This window comes from Cupriavidus sp. PB-02 (assembly GCF_058252315.1).
The window spans coordinates 2,036,349-2,055,861 of record NZ_CM177694.1 but is presented as its reverse complement, the minus strand read 5'-3'; the positions used below and the strand labels follow the sequence as shown (position 1 = coordinate 2,055,861).

The following is a 19,513-nucleotide window of genomic DNA, read 5'->3' as shown; positions in this document are numbered from 1 at the left end:
GGCTCCCGCCGAATTGGCGTGCATCCCGAGAACGCAATCACCGTGCGTGTCATCGTGCCACCGCCGAGCGTGCAAGCGCCTCGACGCACAGCGCCGTGCTGAGTTCTTCCGAGCCCCACCAGACCGAATGCGCTACCGGTGGTTCAGGCCCTCTGTAGAATGCCGATCTCGCCCATGCGCCCTTTTTGTCTTGCTGCTGGAGGAGCAATCCGATACCTGCCGCGATACCCCCGTCCGGCACGCCGTAGTTCGCCAGGATGCAGAGTGCAAGCGCTACGGACATCGGCTGTTGGGAGGCACCGCGCGCGTAGACCCTTGTCTTTTCAATCACCGCATCACGGCATGTGCGGAAGCCCGTCACGCCGTGGAAGCATGCCCTGGACACCATGTAGTAGAGGGCCAAGGGGCTGGTGTAGTACCACGATGCCTCATCTTCGCGATCCGCAAGGATGGCTTCGATGACGATATCGCGCGCCGCCATCGTCTCCTGACGTTCGCCGAGATACAGCAGGACATTCGCATTCACCGCGCCGTCGACATCGTTGTCGGCGTCGGCGTTGCGCAGCCACGTCTTGAACAGGCCGCTGCCATGGCGGTTGTCAAGAATGCAGCGGACATTGGACGTCAGCCCTTGCGCGTCGACGCCCGCCTGCCTCAGTGCAAAGGAAGCGCAGCAGGTGTCATCGAGATCGGGGTCGATGGGTGCGCCGTTACGGGAGGACCAGTAGCGCCAGACGCCCGGCTCTTCCCGTTCATCGAGCAGGAAGCCGATCGCCTTCGATCGCATCTCATCAATCGAGGCGTGCCTGACGAAGCTCAACGCGTGCAGCACCAGCGTCGTGGCGAACGGCGAGGAATCGAGGCGACCCTCCCCGCGCAATTGCGCATTGGTGAACTTGTGGCAGGCAAACTCGCCCCACTCGCGCTGCCGTCCGCGCAGGAAGGCGACGCCACTGTCGATGGCAGCCTCGCAGGCGCTGATCATAATGGGTAGAGGTCGATGTTGGACTCCAGCCGTTGTGCGGCCTGTGTCCGTTGCTGGATAAGGAAGTTCCGCTTTTCAAGCTTGTAGGCGACCACTTCCGGAAAGACGCCTCCCAGTACGCCAAAGGCAATGCCCTGCAACACGTCGGAGAGTGCGACGTTGGCATCCGCATCGTTGAGCGCCGATGTCACGCTGCTGCCGACCACGCCCCCCGCCGCCCCGGACGTCGCCCCGGTGATCACGCTCTTGGTGGTCCCCTTCCAGGTTGCCGCGAAAGCGGCTCGTTCAAGCGCGGTGCTGACACCCGCGGTCACCAGGCTGCCGGCAAGGAACGATGTTCCGCCGGCGATAGCGTTTTTCCAGGCTGCGTCGCCAGGATCGTCACCCACCAGTGCCGCTTGCGCGGCCGACTGGGCGGAGGCAAGCGCGGCCTGTGTCACGACGCCCGCGGCGATCGCCGCGGCCGAGGCCAGCGTGACGCCCTCAACCAGTGCACCCGTCACCGCCCCCGCGCCACCGCTCAGGCCGCCACCGATGGTACTGAGCACCACGGAGCCAAAGAATACCCCCGCTGCTTCCGCGCCACTGAGATCGTTCTGCGCGATGGCTTCCGCGCCCTGCACGACACCGGTCACGAGCCCGACGCCGGCACCGATCACCGTCATCGCCTCGATGATTTCCGCAGCCTCCGCGAGGAAAGCCAGTATCAGCGGTATAAACGCGAAGCTACCGTTCGGGTCCGACAGCAGCAAGGGATTGTTGCCCGCATAGAGGTAGGGGCTGAGGTACTGCCGCTGCGGATCGGGCGACATGAACCGCGCCTGCAGCGCGTCATACAGTCGGGCGCGGAAGTCATAGAGTCCAGTCTCCTCCAGTTCGCGGGCCAGATACCGATAGCGCAGGATGTCCGGATTGGTGCCGAGGGCGGCGCCATTGTCCAATCCATACGGCAGGTAGTCGCGTCCGGTGACAAGATTAGCCGACGGATCCAGCACCGCTCGAACCGAGCCGAGCCGGTCCCTCGATACAAAAAACTCCGTGCCGTCCTGCCGGAAGTGAACCAGCCCGGCGGGTCCCACGACATACTGATTAACTGCCCCCGACGAACTGACTTCGACCAGCGCATCGTCGCCTGCACCGCGCAGGTAGTAGAGCGTGCTCGCCGCATTCCCGTTCACTGCGACCGTCTTCAGCACACGGCGTCCGCGATGGCCATATCGGACATTCACGGTCGATTGCGTGCCAGCCGGGCCAACCACCGCTTGCAGCGGGAGGCCGCGGAAGCCATCCCACGAGAGCGCAAGACCGACGGCCGGGGTATCGCTGGAGATGCGGGCGTTCAGTTCGCCGGCGGGATCGTACCGGTACGTCCGCTGGCTTCCAGGCGCCTGCGTCGACTGCACCAGGTCTTTCGTCGCGCTCAGATAGGAGTTGGTGGCCGCCCCGACCTGCTTGATATTGCCATTCGCGTCGTAGTTGAAGGAGTTTGCCGTACCTGCATTGAACTGCGCCGATTGAACACGTCCCTGTGGATCGTAGGTGTAGCTGGCCGTGATTTGACCGCGGGAACCGCGCGGTGCGGTGATGATCTGGGTCGGCGAGCCATCGAAGTATCCGGGCGCCCCTTCGTTCGCCGGTGCATAAACCGTTGTCTCCGTGAACGCCGTGCCGGCGGTGTCTGACAGCCATCCCGGTGGCGCATACTCCAGCGCTCGCGTTGCCCCCACTTGCTGACCAGCGGAAGAAAACATCGTTTCCGTGGCGGCCTTTCCGTTCTGGTCGTAGGTGTACGCGACGCACCGGTTGCCATCGACGCCGATCGACGCGACACGCCCGATCGAATCCAGCTCATACTGCACCGCCATCGCGGTTGGACCCGGATACGCAATCTCGATGACTTCGCCTTGATAATTGAACGAGTAGTTCGTTATGTAGGGGGTCGCGTTGCCGGCAAACGAAATCGAATGCTGGATGACCTCCGCCCAGATATCGTAATAGAGGCATTCCGTCGCCGAGAATGGATCTGTCGTCCCCGGCACGGCCACTTCATTGGCGCTGACGATCTGCGTCAGTTTGCCAGCGGCGATCATCGACGCAGGTGAATTCCCCTCGTTGACTTCGAAGTCGTACCCATACTGGTTGGACGGTGTCGCCGCCGGAAAGCCCTGGTCGTTTACGTGCTGTGGCAGCGTACCGGGCCACGTCTGTATGCTGCATCCTTCCTCGAAGACGCGCGAGAGCGCATCGTATTTCCAGTACTTGATATAGGGAGAAGATGCTGCCGCTCCCCGTGCATCCATCTGGAATCGCAGGCGCCCCGCCGAGTCATACATCGACCGCGTCTGGCCTTCATTGGCCCGGTTGGCTGTGATTGCATTGCCGAGATAGTCGTAGGTGAAGGTATCGCTCCACCCCATCGGACTGGTGGCGGTGACGAGATTGGCGAATGCATCGAATTGTTGCTTGGTGGCGTTCCACTGCGGATTGGCGGCCCCCGGATTCGTCAGCACCGCCTTCGCGACGGTCGACTGTCGTTCGTCCGTCAACTCGACGCCTGTCGTGCCATTCGGGTCGACCGTCGTGGCGTGCGTGTATTTTCCCGCTGCGTATCCCAGCGTGCCGTTGTTTAGCCCGTAATAGAAGCGCGCCGTATGCGCGGGCACGTTGCCCGGATTGATCGCATAGTCATTTCCGGGCAGGCCCAGTTCCGCCTTGCGTCCGAGCGGAGAGTCTTCGTAGCGCGTGCGCCAGTATGGATAGTCGCCGGACTGCGGGTTGTCCGTCTTCACCAGCCCGGTGATCCTCATCGACGGCCAGTCGAAGCTGGCAAGGTCCGCTTCGTAGCCGCCCCAGGTCGCTGCAGTCGGCGTCAGCGTCGCGCCCTGGGTATGGATGGCGTCGCGTCCCAGCGCATCGTAGATCGTGGCCTTCGCGGTCCACTGGTTTGGCGCCGTCTGCGTGCCCGAGACGACCAGTTCCTGCCGGACCCGGGCATCACCATCCAGGTAGCTGAGCTGCACCTCGTGACCCGCGAAAAAGAGCGCGTTATCGAAGCCAATCGCGTCTGTCGCGAACAGCGTGAAGCTGCGCTCCGGCGCGGTCGGGGCGCGATAACTCAACACGCGACCGCCATCGGCGAAGAACGCAATATTCTTGTCCACCACCACCACGGTCCACTGCCGCGGAAACGCCACGACCTGAATCTTCGTGTTGTCCGATGGCGAACGCACCAGGTAATAGATCAGCGCGCTCGCGGAGTCACTGACGCGCCATTGGGCATTGGCCGCGACCGCCGTGACGGTGGACAGCGGTGCAAGCGGCAATCCGGCAGCCGAGAAAAGCGACGGGAAATCAGTTGGCAGCACGCTGGCGTTCAGATTGGCGGCGTACGTGGCAAACGACACATCGAGCAAGGTGCGAACGCTCGCCGTCACCGTGGTGTTCGACGCGCTATCCGTCAACGTCCACCCAGCCGCTTGCGGACTCCACGCAATCTGGAACCCTGCGCTAATTTCGATTCCGGTGGCAGCCGTCACCGCGCCTGACGGCGTTCCCCGTATCGAAGCGCCGAAGGCATTGATGCCTGCCGCCGCTTCCGGATAGCCGGTATAGGAGATGCTGTCGCGTGCGCCGGCGCTGTGGATCAGCTTCCCGCTTCCCGTTGCCCATTTGGCTTGCGCGGTGCTGCTCCAGTCCCCTTCGAAAATATCTCCGATGTTGAAGCTCTGATAGAAGGCAAACTCACGCGGCGTAATCGTCAGCCTGGCGTTCGGATCCACGGCCGAGAACCTGCCGAGGTTTCCCCTGCGCGAGAGATAGGAATCCGTGATCGTGCCGATCGATTCCTCGGCGTCAACATAGGCAAGCAGCTCCTCAAAGTCGCCACGCACGGTTCGGGTCGTCCGGCTGGAGCTCTCCATGGACGCTGTCGTCACGAGCCACGACGGGCTATAGACATTCGCTGTAAATCCGGCGCGGGATGGCGAGAAGCGCAGATCGTCGACTTTGACTGCTGCCGCTTTGGTATTGGTCAGCGTCAGCGCGATGCTCTGTGGCGAAACATTGGCCGCCAGATCGAACAGCACGCAGAACGCTTGCCATGCGCCTTCCGTGTCGGGGACATCTGCCGTCACGGTTCCCGCTGCCGTGCCGGTAATGGTCCAGTTGGCGACACCCGGAAGCTCTCCAAATCCGGCTGGCGTCTTGAACCAGCAGGTGAGGACATATTGACGGCCCACGGCTTCCGTGACGGTCAGGGTCCGTGCCAGCGGCGAAGAGTTGGCGACACCCGACCCGCCCATGACCAGGGCGCGGGATCCTGTGAACGAATCGTCGGCCTGGATCGCGCCTGGCAGATTGGATGCGCTACCTGCCAGCGTCCACCCGGTCAAGTCCTCATAGACCTCGAATCCCAGAGAGAGAACCTGCTGTTTCGTGACGCTCGCGTTGCCCGCCACCGCGAGCACCAGCTCCTGCGAGGTATCGGTGATCACCGAGTTGGAGCGCCCGTCTGCCGCGATGTATTCTGCAATCACTCCCCGCCTGTCTCGGGCGGTGATCTGCCACATCCTGCGCCATGCGAGGGGATCGGGGTCGGTGGTGTTGTTCCAGTTGTCCGGCGTGAAGGTCGCGCTGGCCGATAATGCGCGGTACCGCCGGTAGGGCGCCCAGGTCGAACCCGGATTCGCAGTACTCCACGTCGTCGCTTCGATCTGCGTCACCGTGTTGCCGACGGTGACGGTCTTGAGGACCGACGGTGCAATCTGATTGACTTCCGGCGCGGCCAGCGCCGGATACTTCTCATAGGCAAACGTGTAGCTCTCCTGAACCTGGACAAGCTGGCCCAGCGTCCCGTCGTAGTATTGGGTCTGCTTCGTGCGCGGCTGGCCGTTTGCGTCGTTATAGATGAGCGTCGTGGGTACATCCAGCGGCGGCTGCGCCGGCAATGACATCGGATTGACGTCGAAAATGGTTTCCATCGACTGACGCATCCGTACGTAACCGCCGATGAGATTGACGGTCGCTCCTGTCGCAGCGTTGACGGCGGTCCGGACGACGTCCCAGCTTCTGCAGGTACGCGCCACCTGATTGCCCCGACTGTCGTAGCCGTCGACTTCCCGCAGCAGGCCGTTCAGCATCGAATACAGGGTGGCATCCGAATCCGGATGCGGACTCATGCCGTCGAAGTAGCGGTATATCGAATAGCCAAACGGAGCGGTGCCTGCCTGCGTCGTGCCCATCGCCGCCTTCACGCAGGAAAACTGTGTCGACAGGCCATAGGGACTGACTGTTCCGGTTGCCCCCGGGGTGTTGTAATCGAATACGGACCCCGATGTGACACCCATGCCATCGGTCACTTCGACCGACGACACCACGAAGCTGTACATCGGCCCGCGATACGACTGGAACAACACCCGGTGCAGCGTAATGCTGCTGGGCGAGTTGAATGACACGCCGGTGAACGTGGCGAAGGCAAAGGCTCCGGTCAGGTCCGTACCCGCCCCATCGTTGCTCGGGAAGATGCTGCCTTGCACCTGTACAGGATTCGCAGCCAGCACGCCGTTCTTCATCGTCCACACGAACGAACTGCCGTCGGCCCGCCCATAGGCGAGAAACAGCGGCGCCTGATTCGAGATCGACACGGCATCCAGCGGCAGTTGCTCATTCAGCAGCCTGAGGTCGCCGGTTGGCATCTGCTGATAGATCAGGTTGCGCACCGTCACATAGGGTGCGTTGATGGTCGGCGCAGCCGGCCCGCCTGATCCCGCGGCGACCGAGACTTGAGTGAACGTGCCCTGGTAGGAGTTGTAAACGCCGATTACGCCCCGGACCGAGCTGATGCCGACCGCCAGATCGTCCCCAAACGCAAACTGCGCAACGTCCGTGCCAGAACCGAATTGCCCGAGCGTGCCCGAATTCCAGCTGATGCCGTCAAACCGGCGCAGATTGCCCACATTGCCAATCATGCTGCCGTCGGCCAGCGAAACCGCAACCGGCTCCAGCGTGCTCGCTGGAATATTCGTGCCGACGATCGGATTCGGTGACGGCAAAGCCTGAAAACGGATGTCCCACGGATAGATGCGGACTTCGTAGTTGAAGGTCTCCTGAACGGAGTTCGCACTCGTGATGAACGTGGCAGTCGCAAAGGTATCGGAAAGGCTCCACGAGAGCTTCGGCAGGTCCTTCTGCCAGACATAGGTTGGAAGACTGTCGAGCGGAGGAAGATTGTCGTTCCATGCGAGCGTCGCCACGTCGTAGTAGTAGAACGACAACGATAGCGGTGCGCCGGGCTGATACTGGCAGACCGTGAAGAAGTTGTTCGCCGCGCCGAGCGTCCATTCGCCGGCGAGTACCGTGGAGATATATAGCGGATTGGACACCCACTGCTTCGAGCGCGGATTCCAGGTGTACCGATAGAGCTCCGAGACACCCATGGCGGCGGCGACAACGAATCCATTGCCGGTGACCACCTGATACGACGCATCGGGCGCGAGCAGATCCGGCATCGTCAACTGCACGGCTTCCCATCGCCCGTACTGGCCGAAGGCGCGGCGTACGGCGTAGGTCTGAAGTACGCCGTTCGTGCCGGCGCCAGTCAGGCGGTACGACACCGTGAAATTCTCCTGCTGCAGAACGACCTGAAGCGAATCCAGGTCGAGGCTGTAGGGAAGATTCGTGACGACGGGCTTGGAGACCAGCCACTGACCGTTCCAGTCGTAGACGGCAACGGTCAGCTTGTTTGAATTGACTTCGTCGTAGTAAGTGATGACCAGATAGTCCGGCGCGAACCAGAAGCGCGGGACGCCCGCTATCCAGTTCGGGTCCGAACTCTGCATGGTGCAGTCGAGCGAGGTGCTGCTCACCGGCTGCCAGGTGTACTTGTAGGTCGCAACGCCGCCATCTGGAAAAGTGATGCTCTCGATCGCGCCACGATGGACCGCCGCATTGTCCCCCGCCGCGTGGGAGCCGTCGTAATACGTGAACTGCAAACCGGGCAGGATCTTGCCATCGGCATTCACCGTGGTAATGCCAGCGAGATACCGCTTGTACAGGTAGCGCTTGTCCCCCGGTGTCGCCGGATCGGCGAGATTCTCAACAAGGTAGGCAAGGCGAATCGCAAACAGGTCACGCACGACACCCGCGGTCTTCTGGCTGACGTCGATGCTGTCGAGGAACCGTGTTTCATAGCGGTCCTGGAACGCGAAAGGTCCCGCCGGGTTGGGACTGACGTGAGGCGCCTCGTATTCGCGGATCGTGTCGTTGTAGGTCTTGGCCGCGTAGTTGAACGTGACGATGCGTCCCGCGGGATCGGTGATCCTGGTCAGATAGGAGGCGCGAGTGAAGTAGTTCCCGCCGGGGCCGCCGATCTGGATCGCATCGTCGGGAAACTGCGAGTAGGTGAACTGGATCTCGTCACCCCATTGATTGCGCACACGGGCAAGATTCCAGCTGATCGGGAAATTGCTTTGCCCCAGCTGGACGCTGCTGTCTGTCCAGTTGCCGTCCACCCCGCCCCACTTGATCGCATTGCGCAACGCTGCCGGACTATCGCCCGCGGAAACGTCAGCACCATAGATGCGAGTGAGGCCGGACGCATCCGTGATCTTCCAGATCTCCTTCTTCGGATAGTAAACAATGGTCGAGAAGTCGAAATCTTCCGCTTCGAAGGTCCACACATCGACCGTCTGCGACGTCAGACGGAGCTGGCTTTGCGATCCGTCAGTGCTGCTGAGGTAGTACGCGTCGTCGAATGGCGAGACCGAGTTATGGATGTCGAGCTGAATCATCTCGTAGGGCAGCTGCCAGCCCAGGCCAACGATGGACGTCGGACTTTCGAGATTCCATGTACTGACCTCCCAAAGAATGTCGCTCTGGTAGTTCAGGCTGACATCCACCTCCAGTCCGCCTCGATTCGCGAGCGTAAGCAATGCCAGCGAAAGGGTCACGTCGCCGCGAAACAGATTGACGTTCTCGGAAATGCGTCCGATCGAACTATCGAGCGTCTGGAACGTCCGTAGCTCCGGGACGGTCGATTCTTCCTCGACGCCGATGGGATTGGCTGATGTTTCGATGCTCATGGCGTCACTACCTGTCAGTTCGAGGAATCCTGGGGGCCGGGTATCGCTGGTGCAGGTAAATATTGAGGCGGTGCGTGCCGCGACTGTCGCTACCCAGCCCCAGACAGCCGATATCGACGTGATGTTGCTCGAGAACTTCACTGCATCGGTCGAGCGGCCGAGGCGACAGGCCGAGCAGTGCGGCTTGCTCGTTGACACAATGCAGCGCATCGCGCAGGCCGAGACCTGCGTTCGCGACGCACACATCGGCCTTTACATCCGTCAGCGTGCCATCCGCGACGTCAAACGCAGCGGAGAACGTGAGCGCGTTCAGGGGTATGCTCCCGTCGCCAAGTACCGCGGCGAGAAAGCGGGTCATCGCCGGGCTGGCAAGCCAAGGCATGTCGAACGCGTCGATCGGGACGGACTTCCGCAAGCGCCAGTACAGCTTCGCCCGCGCGTGCGGCAGGCTCACCCCTTCCACACCCATGCCGAAGACTGCCGCATTCGGCTCAAGCCGACCGATCAGCGCATGTGCCGGATCCGCCGAGCCGAGCACGCAAGCGGCCCATCTCCGTGCCACGTCCCAGCGGTCCACCCGATGCGGCGCCCCCATATAGACTGCGGCGCCGCGCGAAGTGAGTCCCGCAGCGAGGCGGATCATGCCGGTCGGGTACTGGCGGAGCGCCGGCTCATCCTGCGGTATGACAGCCGCCACCGTCAGTCGAACCAGTTCTCGTAGTCCTTCAGCGCCGGTCGCGCGGAGCGTTGCCTCCAGCGCCGCCAGGCTCTTTTGCCAACGGACCAGCGGATCCGCTTCATAGAACGCCGGATCTGCGATAAGACGGGCTTCCCAACGTGCCGGCCTGGCCGACAACAGCAACTGAAGCGGCGAGCCGTTGACGTTAAGATCGGAGCGCGGGTGCGCCGCTTCGGCATCGACCCGAGGATGATGGAGCAGGATCTCCGCGACCTGGCGCGCATGTACTGCCCCCTCCGGTAGAAGTGATGCCACGGCGCCGAACAGCCCACGAAACATGCGGTCCGTGTAAGGCGCCATCGGGATCGCACCCAGCACCGGCATGACGGCAGTCAGCTGCGAGGCGGCACAATGGCAATGATGCCAATGTTGCCCATCGTGGTGCCCGGATTGCCCGGATTTCCGCGCGCGCCCGCTGTTGTGCCCGGCGAACCCCGCTTCCCGTCGTGCCCGCCGTACCCGTGCGTTCCTGGCTCGCCGCCCGCACCGACGTTGCCTCCAAGGCCGCCGATACCACCTTGCCCGACAATACCGGCCACCGGATTGGTGGAAATCGTGCCGCCCCCGGCCAACGGGATGTTGATTGTGACTTTCTGCGCGTTGCCGCCATTGCCACCGTTGCCACCATTCCCGCCGGCGGCGCCGTTGGCCCCGTTTCCACCGTTGCCCGCGCTACAGCCGATGGCCTGGCACGAGGGTCCGTTACCGCCCTGACCACCATTTCCGCCATCGGCGCCATCCCCTCCCGGACCGCCATCCTGCCCGGGACCGCCTTGCGACGCCACGACGAGGAAACCTGTCAGGGTAGTGATATTGAGTTGCGCGGTAAGCGCGCCAAGGCCCTGGACGCCGTTGGTACCGTTCGTTCCAGCGTTGCCCATTGCACCATCGCCGCCGTTCTGCCCGTCTTGCATGCAATGCGAATCACCCCAGACACACTTTCCTTCCTTTGCCTGCGGCGGCGTATTTCCCTGGGGTTGTTTCGCGGGCTTGGGCGGCGGATTCTGAACCGCGCCCATGATTCCGATTCCATAGGTAGGCATATGAGTCTCCCGTTCAATCCGTGCTGGCTACTGTTTGGGGTCCACGTATTGCATCACCAGGTTCTGCACGTTAAGGGTGAAGTACGTGTTCTTCACCGTCAGAACGGAATCGCTGTAGAAATTCAACGTTCCGTAATTCCAGACGGTGGGATCGGCGCTGGGTCCGATCACGGTTTCGCCGTGCGGCATCGTAAAGAGTCCATCGGACACAAGGCGCACGTTCACCGGCAGTCCGGCGTTCGCCGCGTTCACATGCGAGGTGGAAAGCTCGCCCTGGCCGTACAGGTACGATTCGATGTGTTCCGCAAGCGTCCTTGGCCTCCCCGCAGAACGCTGGCTGATATCGGCTTCGCGGTCCTGCAAATGTTGCGGGTTGCGCGGACGCACCAGGGCGCGGAGCTGCTCGATATTTGTCACCGTTACCGTTGAAGTCTGTGAACCGCGCGCCAGGAGGTGGGATCGGCTATGCCCCAACTGCTCGCCGATGGCGAGGAAATTTTCCATTTGCTCGTTAGTCATTGCGTACGACTCCTTTGTCGCAACGTTGGGATATTTGCCCGTGAGCCGGGTGCGACAGCCGGCTGGACTGCGTCACGCCGGGACGAGCGGCAACTGTTCGAGGGCGATGGCCGGAATGGCGTTATCGACATAACCGAGGAAGCGTCCGCCTGGCCGATCGCCGATCTTGTTGTGAAGGAAAAACTCGTCGTCGACGGCGAACAGCTCTGGCCTGGCGCGTGGGGCGCCTTGCTCGAGATAGCAGTGAAGCAGTTGCGCCTCGCTGGGAACCAGCACCATGTTCGCCGCGACGCGCGTCTGCCGGCTCCGGTTCGGTGGCGTAGCATGGACCAGCGCGTGATCGTAGATAATCGCCTGTCCCGCGCGCAGTGGAACGTCCATCAGATACTTTTCCACGATCGTCTCGGCAAGCGTCACGAAGGGGTTCGGAAAATAGGGCCCACGCAGAACGTCGACGATGCGGTGGCTGCCTTTGAAGATCGATTGCCCGCCGTTCGAGGCGTCGGTGTCGATGAGAGGACACCAGACATTGACCGAGCGCATCAAGCGCTCATCGACAAAGGTCCAGTCCTGATGCAGGGAAACCTCGGTTCCCGAACGGCTATGCTCCTTAACGACAAAATTTCCGACAACACAGCGATAGTCATCGAGAAACATTGCGAGACGCGGAGCGAGATATTCTTTTATCTTTGCGTCGACGCGCGCGCGATATTCCGCATCGTCACTGAACATCGTCGCATGAAACCCAAGTTCCGAGGATGGCGCCTCATTCCAATAAAAGCGCTGCAATGCACGCACTTCCTCTTCAGTCAGGAGTTGCGCGAGAACGGCCCCCTCGTCGAGGAACGTTTCGTTATGCTCTGCCGATTTGAATACACGTCTCATGTCGCGCTCCCACGGTACCCTGGGTTGACTGGTCCGGCAATCAGGGCGTCAAGAAGACGCTGATCTCGCCAGGCAGAGTCACTATATGGCGCCAAAAACAAAGCGCAACGTACGGCTTTCAAGATCAGATCTGCGGCGGTGTTACTTCGTTACATCGATGAAACAGTGCGCCGAAAAGGAGAAAAAGAATCCGCAATTGTCCGCGTCAGGATCAGGATCCGGTGCACCGAGCACGGGCGTTCTCAGAATGCTAGATGGTGCGGACCGGCAAGCAATTAGAAGTTGCTCACGTCAGCTTTTCCGCACCTTCTACACTTTCGGCGGCATCGGCCGACTGCGCGCTTTTTCCGATGGTCGAAACTGTTCCGCCCGGTGCCGGTCCCGTGAAACTTCTCGCGGCGAATGGTCGTCAATGCGGACGGAAGAGCCCGCGCACGCGAAGGGCGGCGAGCACGTGATTGACCACCGCGTCGCAGCGTGGGCCCGCAACACTGAACGTGCTTTGCAGATAGGGATTTACCTCTTCAGCCAGGGATTCGCGCAGCATTGTGCGGGCCCGGAGGAAGCGCGTCTTGACCACGTCACCGCTTACGCCAAGGCAATAAGCCGTTTCCTCCACGCTCATGTCTTCGACGGCCCGAAGCATGAAAACGCAGCGGTCGATTGCCGGCAACATTTCGACCGCAGCCTGCAAGAGCTCGCGCACCTGACCGCGTTCGGCCGTGGCTTCAGGCGACCCCGGACCCAACACCAACTCCGTATTCGCCGCGCTCCGTCAACTGCAGCGGGCGTTCCCCGTCTTCGGAGGCGCCCAGGTGGTCCAGGCCTGGGGCGGCATGATGGATGTCACCCCCGACGCCCTGCCAGTCATCTCGGCAGTGGACTCCCTTCCCGGCTTCTTCATTGGCATGGGGTTCAGCGGCCACGGATTTGGCACTGGCCCCGCCGCCGGCGAGTTGCTGGCCCAGCTGGTGCAGGGCATCGCGCCCACGGTCGGGCACCACGCGTTCAGGCTCTCGCGGGTTCGGGCGTAACAGGCATCGTAGGCGAGATGCTGCGTGGCGTGCGGAAAAAATCCGAGGTGACCCAGGAAATGGCGCGCCCGAGCTGACAGCGCGGCGGTGTGATGCCGTTGCGTATCCGGCCCAAGGCTCGTTAGCGGGTCGCGACCTCTATTCGTGCCCTGTCACCGCCCTTTTCGTCGCGTGATAGCCGTTCCTTGTTGCGCCAGCCACGGTGTGGCCGGCACCCTTCGCACCACGGCCCACCGCGTGCGCGGCATCGCGCACAGCATGCCCGGTCTGCTTTCCTGCTGTCTTGACGCCATTCTTGAACGCCCGAGCATCCGTGGCCAGGCTCGCATGCGCCAACGAACTGACGGCGGCAAGCACGAATGCCATGATCGAGATTTTCGTCTTTGTCATTTCAACTTCATATGAGGGCACGGGACAACAGCCGATCGCCAGGGCATCGCTGCGATCCTCTGACCCGCCGCAATCCAGACACTCGTGTGGAAACACGATCGAAGTGCCTATTCTAGCGAAGTCGCCTCGCCGCCCTTGCAGAACTTCTCCCAGCGCACGCATCGTTATGCACCATCAGGCACCAGACTAGTGCGCTGGGCCCTTTGCTCCCTGCGTCTCAGCCCCTCCGCGACTTGCGTGAGGTATGGCACACATATTGCGTTTGGGGCACACAGGCCAACGGCCTTGAAACAAATTGACACGTCGCGATGACACGTTCCGAAGAAGGCGTACGGTGCAACGGCGCCGCGAAGGGAAATGACCGCCTGCCGGGAACCGGTCTGCTCTGGCATCGGGCGCTTGATTTTCCAGTCAGCGCGGCGCGCGTCTGCGTCAACACTCCCCTGCAAGGCATGGCATGAACGCTTCCTCTACCCCGCTACCCCAGGCCGAAGTGTCGGCCGAGACCACCGGTACGTTGATCAACTTGTCCGGAAGGCAGCGCATGCTGTCGCAACGGATCGTCCTTCATATGCTGCTCGCTTCGCGCGGCGATCCTGCGGCGCTCGATATCGTCCGGAGGTGCCTGGCGATGTTCGAGTCGGCGCATTCGGATCTCGTGAAGGGCAATGAGCGGTTGCCCGGCGTATTCTCCGGTCCCCTGCAGCAGTTGTACTTTGGCAATGCACGGGCCGATGCACGTATCCGCGAATTCATTGGCCAGGTCAGGACAGCAATAGACGCACCGACAGCCGACACCAGCCTGCGTGCCTCAGCGCTCGATGCGCTGGTCACGCAGGCCACACCAATGCTTGAACTGCTGCAGACCGTTACGCAGGCCTATCAGGAGGAAATGCACCGTTGCGAAGTCACGGTTCGCAAGCGCCAGACCGACCTCGTCGAGCGCCTCAGCAGTATTTCGATGCAGGCGAACATCGTCGCAATGAATGGGCGCGTCTCGGCGGCGCGGGCCGGGCAGTACGGCAAGGAGTTCTCGGTGATCACGGAAGTGCTGGCGGGCATCATCAAGGAAATGGATCAGTTGATCCGCCACGTCGTTGGCTCGAACGGCGCGCAGAAGAATTCCGTCGGACACTGATGCGGAGACTGCCTTGAAACGTTACCTCAGTGTCGCTTGCCTGCTCGTCTGCAGCGTCCTGGCGCTTGCCTTGGCCGGAACCGCATCGGCCGAAACACTGACCATTAACTCGGCCATCAACAAAGCGGGCCGCCAGCGCATGCTGTCCCAGCGCATGGCCAAGGCCTATTGCCAGGCTGGCCTCGGTGTTGAAGTCGAACGAGCCAGGCGGATCCTGGAGCAGTCAGTCGCGCTCTTCGACAAGCAACTCAAGGATCTGCAGGCGTACGCGCCTACGTCGGAGATCAAGGACACCTACGCGAGACTCGAGCAGGCGTGGATTTCCTATAAGCAGTTGCTGTCCAGCAGCGAACCGAATCTCGAGAACGGGAAGACAATCGCCAGGATGAGCGAGGAGGTACTGAAGCTTGCACAACAGGGTACCGTACAGCTGGAGAGATTCTCCGGCACCACTACGGCAAAGCTGATCAACGTTGCCGGCCGCCAGCGAATGCTCTCGCAGAGAATCGCCAAGATCAGCATGTTACGCGCCTGGGGTATCACCTCCCCCCAGATGACACAGGAGCTGGACACGGCTACCACCGAATTCGGCGCCGCGCAGGAACTGCTGACCTCGGCACCACAAAACACTGCAGCAATCCGAGGCGAACTGCAGCTTGCCGGTTCTCAGTGGCTGTTCTTTAAAGAGGCGCTCAGTCAAACTGGCGTCAGTCGAGCGGAGCAGTTGAGAAACATTGCCACGACCAGCGAGCGAATTCTTCAGGTGATGGACGACGTCACTGGCATGTACGAGCTCACGCTCAAGTAGCCTGCTGCTGTCACGGACTTTCAGGCCGCTCGCATGCAGGAGACACGACCAGTGCGGACTACCGCGCGCACTCCGCCTGCCTGTGGATGTCTCGCGTTGTGCCTTCTTGAGTGAGGCTAGGACGGCCTCCGTTCACTGCAGCGCGATAGCCACCTGCTCGCGCACCCCTCCGGCTCCACTCGAGAGTCGGCCGGGATTCGCAATCATGTGCTGCAGAGCATAAGGACGGATCTTGAGCCCCTCGGCGTTGCGGTAGCAGACCGGGCGCGCGACCTTTTCATACGCGTGCAAAACTGCGATTTTATGAGTCGTAGATTTCACACGCAAGGTTTCTCCTGTCGCCTGCCACCCGCCGACCTGCGCTCATGACTTGCACTTCGATGCAAGATCTACTATCGTTACTACGACTGTGTGGATCGTAGTTATAAACGAAGGAAGTTCATCATGAATCAGATCCGATTGATTAGCGCACTTTGCGCCACTGCGATCCTGTCCGCTGGCGTTACCGCGTGGGCGTCAGCGACCGAATCGGCGTGGGTAACAAGTCGTCCGCTGACGGCCGGCCACGACCTGAAAGGTAGATCGGCGCCACTGAGCCACATCAACAGCACGAAGGACAAACTGCTCGCAGGTCAAGACATGAGGGGAGTGTCTGCTCTGCCGGGTTACACCAGTGACACGGGCACTGCGAATGAGGCAAGCAAGGCTTCGGGGGCGCCGAGCAAATCGCTGCCTTGGCTCGCGTAAGCAGGTGCCCGCCAAACTGCTGGCCGTGTTTGTCGTGGATAGCGACGACAAGGAACTGACGACTTGCGAAAGGAGTTCGAAATGAGGCTGGACTATACAAAAGTGTCTCCGGGCGGCGTAAAGGCGTTCGGCAGTGTCTACGGATACATCCTGCAGTCCGGACTTGATGATGTTCTCGTGGAGCTGGTCTATCTGCGCGTAAGCCAGATCAATGGCTGCAAGTACTGCCTGGACATGCACACGCGCGACCTGGTGAAGAAAGGCGTGTCGATCGGAAAGCTCGCGCTCGTGCGAGTCTGGCAGGAAGCAGGCGCTCTCTTCAGTGACCGCGAAAAGGCAGCGCTTGCATGGGCTGAATCTGTGACGCGCGTCTCTAAAACTTATGTCCCTGATGACGCCTTCCGCGCGGCCGCAGCAGTCTTCAGCGAAAAGGAACTCGCTGACCTGACGATGGCGATCAGCCTGATGAATGCACTCAATCGCCTCGCAATCAGCTTCCGCCGCTCCCCGCTGGTCGAAGACTTGGGCAAGGCCTAACCAGCCATTGTGAACAGAGGCCAGCTTCCTGGCCCCTGCATTTCGCTGCCGCCTGGTTGGAGAAGGAAGCAGTCGCATTCCATCTCTTCCGTGCAACTCGGGAGCCTCGAGGTTCGCAATCAGTGTCCTTGGCATGCCCTATGCCGTTAGCGGACGTCGCAGACTCCAGCCAGAATCAGAGAGATTGAAATGACTTCCACGGGTGAAATTGCAAAGCTGGTCCAGCCAGCGGCCGACGTGGCAACCTGCGCATTCCGAGCGCCAGATCCAGAGCCACCGCTCGGTGCGCATCTCATCTCTCCGCGCAAATGCTACGCTCATCACGGCATCTATGTCGGTGACGGCATGGTGGTTCACTACGCGGGCTACTGGCATCGGCAGCAACGAGGACCGGTCGAAGCGCTGACATTGGAAGCATTCGCCGACGATCAGGGCATCATCGTGCTGCCTTCGCCAATGGCGCGGTACAGCGCGACCGACGCTGTCCGGCGCGCCCGCTCCCGCCTGGGCGAGGACCGATATTGCCTGTTCACCAACAACTGCGAACACTTCTGCATGTGGTGCCTGTACGGCGAGAGCCGCAGCGAACAAGTGCAGCATTGCATGGTTCATCCGCTAAGCGGACTACGCCTGATCGCCTGCATGCTTCCAGATTGGTGGAATACCGCTGCAGCGTTTGGCGGCGAAAGTCCGGAGGCGGGACGGTTGCGCTGCGCTCCGATGTAGTTGAGCTCGTGGAGCAGGTGGTGCGCACATGTGCCCTCGGCCAAGGGGATGGTGCATCACGATCTCGGGCTTCGCGCCGTCATCACTAAACCCGGATGCCTGGCGGCCCTCAATTCGATCACCCCGTCGAGGTCACACATATCTCCGATGCATGCCTACTCGCCAGTCGCTAGCGCAGGCGCAGCAAGAAGGCACCCCTTGCCTGAACTGCGGGGCAAGTGGGGCGCTGCGAGCGACTGCTTTGGCCCAGGTTGCGGTCGCACGCTGAGCCGTGCGCGAACGACTCAGAAGGGTCGGCAAGAGACGACCGGGCAGCGCCACCCTTACCGGCTGCGGCACCACGCTGCTCGGCCTCATCCTGGCCGGTGAAGCGCGTCGCTGGCAGCAGAGGTGGGCGGGGCCGGCGGTCCGGTTGCGCGACATATCCGGCAATAATGTCTAAAGAAGTCGAAGTGGTTCCGGAGGGAAACGCTATCTGGCGCTCGTCAGAGCGGCGCTTGGTGCAGCAACGGCTTCGCCACCGAGATTCTGTAATGTGTCGTATATAGCACAAAATGCGAGTGCCGGCGGGTAGGGTGAGCTGGGTATCAGCCACGGCTCGGCACAATAGACCGGTCGAAGGAAGACTGGTAGCGACAGCTCAGGACCTTGGGGAGCTGGTTGGCCGACCTGCCGAAGAACGATAACTCCGATCCGGACGACTGCACTGGCGATTCGCAAGCCTTTGTTGAGGGTGCCAGGAGTCCGCTTGAGCCTACTTAGAATGCCCGCAGATTTGGCGCTACCTCTGCGTGCTCCTTCCGCCATGGGCGTTGCAAGCGCGCGAGCGGACTAATGCAGGCGCCGCCTGAACCACATCCAAGATGTTTCAGTATAAAATATGCATATGGCTATTTTATACTGAAACGACATGGATCCGTGGATCGAGTTGGACGAGGACGCGCTGCGCCAGTATATCGACGCTAAAGCGGTGTTCGAAGCGTGGGAATCTACGCGTGCCAAGGCCGCAGAAGTCCGCGGTGGCATGCTCTGGCGAACCACAAAGGGCCGCGAGTACCTCATTAGGACCGGCGTCGACAACAAACAGAAAAGTCTTGGGGCGCGCTCCGAAAAGACCGAGGACCTGTACTCGCGGTTCATCACGCGTAAAGAAGCCGCCGAAACCAGGCTTAAGACACTCACTGACGAGCTTGACCGACATCGGCGCCTGAATCGCGCGGTGCGCGTCGGCCGGGCGCCAGACATCCTCGTGGCCATCCTTCACGTGATGACTCGGCTCAATATCGCCGAACACTTCATCGTCATTGGGACACATGCCTTATTCGCATATGAAGCCGCGGCCGGAGTTCGCTTGCAAGAACGCGCGCTCGCAACTCGCGACGTCGATCTCCTTTGGGATACGCGGAAACGCCTCCTGTTTGCCTCCCGAATGAAGAATCTGGACCTCTCGATGCTGGATGTTCTACGCAAGGTAGATAGCACATTCGAGATTCGGGATGACCAACTCTTTACGGCAGTGAACGCAAAGGGTTTTGAGGTGGACATCCTGCGCCGTGCGGCCGCAGATCTTGACCCCCACCCGCTTCAATTGACCGACGATGAAGACGACCTCTGGACAGTCCAGGCGCGACGCGCAAATGTCCTGCTGGGGTCGCCTCCATTCTCGGCGCCCATCGTTTCCGTGACCGGACGGATGGCTCGGATGACAACTATCAGTCCAACCGCGTTTGTCGACTTCAGGCGTTGGATGGCATCGACCGCCGATCGCGATCCACTCAAGGTTTCCCGCGACAGACTACAGGCATCGATCGTCGAAGAACTCGCCAATCGCTTCCAGCTCGGAGTTTAGCGAAGCGGCCCGTCTGCTCGATGGGCCCTCGCCAC

General features: G+C 61.3%; 15 protein-coding genes. 7 read left to right on the top strand and 8 right to left on the bottom strand.

Going from position 1 to position 19,513, the window contains the following annotated elements; genetic code table 11:
- Positions 1 to 49: 49 nt before the first annotated feature.
- The 7 genes from AC10V3_RS09830 to AC10V3_RS09800 all read right to left on the bottom strand — a co-directional run bounded on the left by AC10V3_RS09830 (position 50) and on the right by AC10V3_RS09800 (position 12,955).
- Positions 50 to 985: a hypothetical protein gene (locus AC10V3_RS09830; RefSeq protein ID WP_022535054.1), complete on the bottom strand. Its 936-nt coding sequence runs from the start codon at positions 983 to 985 to the stop codon at positions 50 to 52.
- Positions 982 to 9,063: an RHS repeat domain-containing protein gene (locus AC10V3_RS09825; RefSeq protein WP_490923591.1), complete on the bottom strand. Its 8,082-nt coding sequence runs from the start codon at positions 9,061 to 9,063 to the stop codon at positions 982 to 984. Before AC10V3_RS09825 ends, AC10V3_RS09830 begins: the two co-directional genes overlap by 4 nt.
- Positions 9,064 to 9,070: 7 nt before the next feature.
- Positions 9,071 to 10,126 (bottom strand): hypothetical protein, encoded by a 1,056-nt coding sequence (locus tag AC10V3_RS09820; protein WP_022535052.1) that lies wholly within the window; start codon positions 10,124 to 10,126, stop codon positions 9,071 to 9,073.
- A gap of 8 nt (positions 10,127 to 10,134) precedes the next feature.
- On the bottom strand, positions 10,135 to 10,845 hold the full coding sequence (locus AC10V3_RS09815) for a hypothetical protein (protein ID WP_022535051.1): 711 nt from the start codon (positions 10,843 to 10,845) through the stop codon (positions 10,135 to 10,137).
- 27 nt (positions 10,846 to 10,872) lie between these two features.
- Positions 10,873 to 11,364, bottom strand: a complete 492-nt coding sequence (locus AC10V3_RS09810) for a hypothetical protein (RefSeq protein ID WP_022535050.1) — start codon at positions 11,362 to 11,364, stop codon at positions 10,873 to 10,875.
- Positions 11,365 to 11,436: 72 nt separating this feature from the next.
- Positions 11,437 to 12,249 (bottom strand): phytanoyl-CoA dioxygenase family protein, encoded by an 813-nt coding sequence (locus AC10V3_RS09805; RefSeq protein WP_022535049.1) that lies wholly within the window; start codon positions 12,247 to 12,249, stop codon positions 11,437 to 11,439.
- A gap of 409 nt (positions 12,250 to 12,658) precedes the next feature.
- Positions 12,659 to 12,955, bottom strand: a complete 297-nt coding sequence (locus tag AC10V3_RS09800; protein WP_349607261.1) for a sigma factor-like helix-turn-helix DNA-binding protein — start codon at positions 12,953 to 12,955, stop codon at positions 12,659 to 12,661.
- A 16-nt stretch (positions 12,956 to 12,971) separates the two neighbouring features.
- Between AC10V3_RS09800 and AC10V3_RS09795 the strand changes: the two genes are divergently transcribed.
- Complete coding sequence (locus tag AC10V3_RS09795) at positions 12,972 to 13,283, top strand: NAD(P)/FAD-dependent oxidoreductase (RefSeq protein WP_022535047.1); 312 nt, start codon at positions 12,972 to 12,974, stop codon at positions 13,281 to 13,283.
- Between the two features lie 138 nt (positions 13,284 to 13,421).
- On the opposite strand, the gene AC10V3_RS09790 is transcribed toward AC10V3_RS09795, so the two are convergent.
- Entirely contained in the window at positions 13,422 to 13,673 is a 252-nt protein-coding gene (locus AC10V3_RS09790) for a hypothetical protein (protein ID WP_022535046.1), read from the bottom strand.
- A gap of 457 nt (positions 13,674 to 14,130) precedes the next feature.
- Between AC10V3_RS09790 and AC10V3_RS09785 the strand changes: the two genes are divergently transcribed.
- The 6 genes from AC10V3_RS09785 to AC10V3_RS09760 all read left to right on the top strand — a co-directional run bounded on the left by AC10V3_RS09785 (position 14,131) and on the right by AC10V3_RS09760 (position 19,478).
- A complete protein-coding gene (locus AC10V3_RS09785) occupies positions 14,131 to 14,811 on the top strand; it encodes a type IV pili methyl-accepting chemotaxis transducer N-terminal domain-containing protein (protein ID WP_490923587.1) in 681 nt (226 codons plus the stop codon).
- Between the two features lie 13 nt (positions 14,812 to 14,824).
- Positions 14,825 to 15,619 carry a type IV pili methyl-accepting chemotaxis transducer N-terminal domain-containing protein gene (locus AC10V3_RS09780; protein WP_022535044.1) on the top strand — a complete coding sequence of 265 codons (795 nt, stop codon included), beginning with the start codon at positions 14,825 to 14,827 and terminating at the stop codon, positions 15,617 to 15,619.
- A 444-nt stretch (positions 15,620 to 16,063) separates the two neighbouring features.
- Positions 16,064 to 16,366, top strand: a complete 303-nt coding sequence (locus tag AC10V3_RS09775; protein WP_490923585.1) for a hypothetical protein — start codon at positions 16,064 to 16,066, stop codon at positions 16,364 to 16,366.
- A gap of 81 nt (positions 16,367 to 16,447) precedes the next feature.
- Positions 16,448 to 16,903, top strand: coding sequence for a carboxymuconolactone decarboxylase family protein (locus tag AC10V3_RS09770; RefSeq protein WP_022535043.1), 456 nt, complete (start codon positions 16,448 to 16,450; stop codon positions 16,901 to 16,903).
- A 189-nt stretch (positions 16,904 to 17,092) separates the two neighbouring features.
- A complete protein-coding gene (locus tag AC10V3_RS09765; protein ID WP_022535042.1) occupies positions 17,093 to 17,629 on the top strand; it encodes a lecithin retinol acyltransferase family protein in 537 nt (178 codons plus the stop codon).
- 910 nt (positions 17,630 to 18,539) lie between these two features.
- The gene (locus AC10V3_RS09760) at positions 18,540 to 19,478 is read left to right on the top strand and encodes a GSU2403 family nucleotidyltransferase fold protein (protein ID WP_490923583.1); all 939 of its coding nucleotides are present in this window, start codon (positions 18,540 to 18,542) and stop codon (positions 19,476 to 19,478) included.
- Positions 19,479 to 19,513: the final 35 nt, after the last annotated feature.

Excerpts from the sequence above, each read along its gene's own strand:
- AC10V3_RS09770 (WP_022535043.1), top strand. The coding sequence starts at position 16,448 with ATGAGGCTGGACTATACAAAAGTGTCTCCGGGCGGCGTAAAGGCGTTC.
- AC10V3_RS09820 (WP_022535052.1), bottom strand. The coding sequence starts at position 10,126 with ATGCCGGTGCTGGGTGCGATCCCGATGGCGCCTTACACGGACCGCATG.
- AC10V3_RS09815 (WP_022535051.1), bottom strand. The coding sequence starts at position 10,845 with ATGCCTACCTATGGAATCGGAATCATGGGCGCGGTTCAGAATCCGCCG.
- AC10V3_RS09810 (WP_022535050.1), bottom strand. The coding sequence starts at position 11,364 with ATGACTAACGAGCAAATGGAAAATTTCCTCGCCATCGGCGAGCAGTTG.
- AC10V3_RS09765 (WP_022535042.1), top strand. The coding sequence starts at position 17,093 with ATGACTTCCACGGGTGAAATTGCAAAGCTGGTCCAGCCAGCGGCCGAC.
- AC10V3_RS09775 (WP_490923585.1), top strand. The coding sequence starts at position 16,064 with ATGAATCAGATCCGATTGATTAGCGCACTTTGCGCCACTGCGATCCTG.
- AC10V3_RS09830 (WP_022535054.1), bottom strand. The coding sequence starts at position 985 with ATGATCAGCGCCTGCGAGGCTGCCATCGACAGTGGCGTCGCCTTCCTG.
- AC10V3_RS09760 (WP_490923583.1), top strand. The coding sequence starts at position 18,540 with ATGGATCCGTGGATCGAGTTGGACGAGGACGCGCTGCGCCAGTATATC.
- AC10V3_RS09790 (WP_022535046.1), bottom strand. The coding sequence starts at position 13,673 with ATGACAAAGACGAAAATCTCGATCATGGCATTCGTGCTTGCCGCCGTC.
- AC10V3_RS09785 (WP_490923587.1), top strand. The coding sequence starts at position 14,131 with ATGAACGCTTCCTCTACCCCGCTACCCCAGGCCGAAGTGTCGGCCGAG.
- AC10V3_RS09805 (WP_022535049.1), bottom strand. The coding sequence starts at position 12,249 with ATGAGACGTGTATTCAAATCGGCAGAGCATAACGAAACGTTCCTCGAC.
- AC10V3_RS09825 (WP_490923591.1), bottom strand. The coding sequence starts at position 9,063 with ATGAGCATCGAAACATCAGCCAATCCCATCGGCGTCGAGGAAGAATCG.